Raw genomic sequence first — 2,518 nt, forward strand, 5'->3', positions numbered from 1 at the left:
AGTCGGGTATTTTTGTGCATGTTCATGTTTCAGTATTCTCCTAGAAATACTGTAAACAACGCTACTGATTTCTACACCTTAGCTTGTATTCGGCATAGGCTTTAATGGCCAGCGGGTTGATCACGCTGATTTTGATTCCGGCCTGATACAGGGTATAGGCTGCCTGAAGGTAGTAATTGCCGGTGTATTCGCAGCAAACATGGATTTCCCGGCCGTTTTGTTGGTAATGGTTAATGCGTTCAATCAAGCGTTCTATCCCGGACGGGGTGTTTTCCACCTTCATAAAATCGCCCGGCCCGTGAAAGCAGGCGTCAATGGTCAGTTTCGATATATCCAAGCCCAATGCGATTTTATCCATGTTCCAATCCTTATGATGATGCCTGTTCGGCAAAGATACCGTATTGATTTTGTGCATAGGTAAAGCTGCATCCGCCAATCTCATTCATTGCCTTGGGGCAAGGCTATTTGCAGGCGTGATGCGGCTTGACTGGTACAGCAATCTTGAAGCCATTCTGGCAATACTGCCGCGCTACCGCTTGGCAGATACCTGCCGTCATCGACTGCACGCAGTCAATGCCGTCAGGCATCTCATTCATCTATTGCGCCATATTGGGCGCTTCGGCATAAGCCAGATTCTGCTTTGCCTGATTGTCCAAAGACAGCACGGATGGAGATTGGCCGTAGCCTGCTTGGCCCTTGTCGGAAAGCGGGCTTTCCCTCTCGCTTTGCGGTTCTTTGTAGGGATTGAACGGCAGGCCGTTAATGGCATATTGGCGACACAATTCTTGTGGTACTTCGGTGATTTTGGTTGCTTGGTCAGAATAGCAAGAACAACCACTTTCCCCGCCTTGGATACAGGCGGCGACGCGTTCGAACTGGCGGACTTGGCGCAGATTGTTGTAAAGAGGCTTTGATTCGGGCTTTTCGGCCATAGTCGGTACAAAATCTTCCGGCTTAAGGTTGTTATTCTGCCTGCCGCTGCCTGCGGCATCGGTCAGGCCGTCATCGGGCAGACCTTGCGGCTGCCCGCTTTGCTCCCCGGCTACCGCCTGCGCGGTTTCCGGCTCGCGGTTCACGGCTTTGCTGTAGCTTTGGTACAGGCCGTAGGACTTCCAGCCGACCAAGGCCAAAATGCCGACCAATGCCCAAACGGCCATCGGGATTTTCTTTTTGAACTTTTGATGCTGGCTGGAGGATTTGTAGTATTGGAAGGCGGCCTTAGGCGGTTTCCAGGCGGCGCTCTCCACGCCGCTGACCCCGGCGGGGTTGTCCAAGTTGGTCACACACTTATACCACCAATATTGCTTCATCCCCATCGGCTTGCGTTCCAAGTGGATATGCTTGGAAACGAGATTGCGCAGATACACGTCAATCATGCTGGGGTGCTGGGTCATAAGAATCAGCGTGAAACCGTCATGGCGCAGTTCTTTGAGAGTTTGGATATAGGGCGGCACGGGACGGCCGGCGGCACGGACGGGATAGCAGTAATCGCATTCATCCACAATCAGCACCGAGCCTTGCGGCACGATTTCATTTAGAGGTTTTTCCTGTATCTGCGCTTCAGTCAGCTCGTGGGCTTTGAATTTCTGCACATCAAGGCCATCGATATGACAGAAATACAAAGGACGGTCTACTTCAGTGCCGTCTTCAAGTTTCTGCTTAAACAGACCGTCTTCATTGGTCAGAATCATATTAACCACACGGGAGGTTTTGCCGGTGCCCATATTGCCGGTAATTAAATAAATCATGTTTTCCCCTATTTCGGCAGAATAAAGGTCAGTTTGTTCAAAGTAGTCATGCTGATGCGAAAGGCGAAGGCGCCGAACAGATAGCCCATACCTTGGCCGACACCGCCAATCAACAGCAGATTGACGATATCGGCAGGCATGGAATTGACGGCATCGACTATGTAGTCTTTAAACTTGTCCAATGCGACCATATAACCGGCGTAGGTCACAAAGGCTATACCAGTGGCAATGATGATGCGCAAAACCAGCTGACGCAGCAGAATGGCGAGCAGGGGTATCAATAGGGCGGGCATGATTTAGGCCTTTCGCAAACCGCCGAAGGCAACATAGGCGGACATCAGGATAAAACCGATCAGGATGATGAAACGGACTTTTTCCATCAGAACGCATAAAGGTTCATAACTTACACTGAACTGTTTACCGAATACATGGAAAGTTTTTGGGGCAGGGCAAACGCCGTTGGCGGGTAGGAAGCTATCAGGCTTCCATGTTTCGTGATTGACATGGCGGGGAATTTCTATCTTATCGAATTCATTACCGGTTACATCCCCCATGCCCTGACAAGCCAGAATATCGGGATGTTCTTCGCACAGGTCGAAGGGCGGCGGGGTTTCTGTGCCGGGTTTGTCGCCGCTGCCGGTATTGCCGGCAGGCGAGTTTTTTGGTGCGGGGGCTTCGGGGGAGTTAGGTTTGAGGTCGGGGCGGTTAATGATGGTTTCTTGTACACAGACGCCGTTCGGGCAGTTATAAAATTTCCAGCGTGCCTGTTT

General features: G+C 51.1%; 4 protein-coding genes. All 4 read right to left on the reverse strand.

The features are described from left to right. Nucleotides 1–61: 61 nt before the first annotated feature. Complete coding sequence (locus tag H9Q10_RS12020; protein ID WP_205229556.1) at nt 62–358, reverse strand: IS110 family transposase; 297 nt, start codon at nt 356–358, stop codon at nt 62–64. A gap of 238 nt (nt 359–596) precedes the next feature. Further along, nucleotides 597–1,748, reverse strand: a complete 1,152-nt coding sequence (locus H9Q10_RS12025) for a zonular occludens toxin domain-containing protein (protein ID WP_197904220.1) — start codon at nt 1,746–1,748, stop codon at nt 597–599. Between the two features lie 8 nt (nt 1,749–1,756). After that, the gene (locus tag H9Q10_RS12030; protein WP_197904221.1) at nt 1,757–2,041 is read right to left on the reverse strand and encodes a DUF2523 domain-containing protein; all 285 of its coding nucleotides are present in this window, start codon (nt 2,039–2,041) and stop codon (nt 1,757–1,759) included. 3 nt (nt 2,042–2,044) lie between these two features. Then, nucleotides 2,045–2,518: IgG-binding virulence factor TspB family protein (locus tag H9Q10_RS12035; protein ID WP_274381506.1), on the reverse strand; the 474-nt coding region annotated here is incomplete at its 5' end.

Source organism: Eikenella glucosivorans (assembly GCF_016025525.2).
Taxonomy (GTDB): domain Bacteria; phylum Pseudomonadota; class Gammaproteobacteria; order Burkholderiales; family Neisseriaceae; genus Eikenella; species Eikenella glucosivorans.

Bases quoted from the DNA above. Each gene is read 5' to 3' on its own strand.
- H9Q10_RS12025 (WP_197904220.1), bottom strand. From the start codon at position 1,748: ATGATTTATTTAATTACCGGCAATATGGGCACCGGCAAAACCTCCCGT.
- H9Q10_RS12020 (WP_205229556.1), bottom strand. From the start codon at position 358: ATGGATAAAATCGCATTGGGCTTGGATATATCGAAACTGACCATTGAC.
- H9Q10_RS12030 (WP_197904221.1), bottom strand. From the start codon at position 2,041: ATGCCCGCCCTATTGATACCCCTGCTCGCCATTCTGCTGCGTCAGCTG.